Source organism: Salinarimonas soli (assembly GCF_008386575.1).
GTDB lineage: Bacteria > Pseudomonadota > Alphaproteobacteria > Rhizobiales > Beijerinckiaceae > Salinarimonas_A > Salinarimonas_A soli.
The window spans coordinates 1-309 of record NZ_VUOA01000252.1; the positions used below are offsets into that span (position 1 = coordinate 1).

1 pseudogene is annotated in these 309 nt (G+C 70.6%); it reads left to right on the forward strand.

Annotated features, from left to right (window positions below):
* Window positions 1–309 (forward strand): annotated as a pseudogene (locus F0L46_RS25835) (cation:proton antiporter); the annotation flags it as partial.

A 309-nucleotide genomic window follows, 5' to 3' on the forward strand; every position in this document is an offset into this window, starting at 1 on the left:
TCGTTGCCGTCGCCGTCACCGTGCTCGCTGTCACCGCGATCGCGGGTCGCGTGGGCTTCGCGCCGCCCATCCCGCTGATCCTCGTCGGCTGGGCCGGGTCCTACGTCCCCGGTGTCCCGACGATCCACCTCGAACCCGAGGTCGTGCTGCTCGGGCTGCTGCCGCCGCTCCTCTACGCGGCGGCGATCGGCACCTCGCTCGTCGACTTCAACGCCAACAGGCGCCCGATCCTGCTGCTGTCGGTAGGCCTGGTCGCTTTCACGACCATCGGCGCCGCGATCGTGGTCCACGCGATCCTTCCCGAGGTCG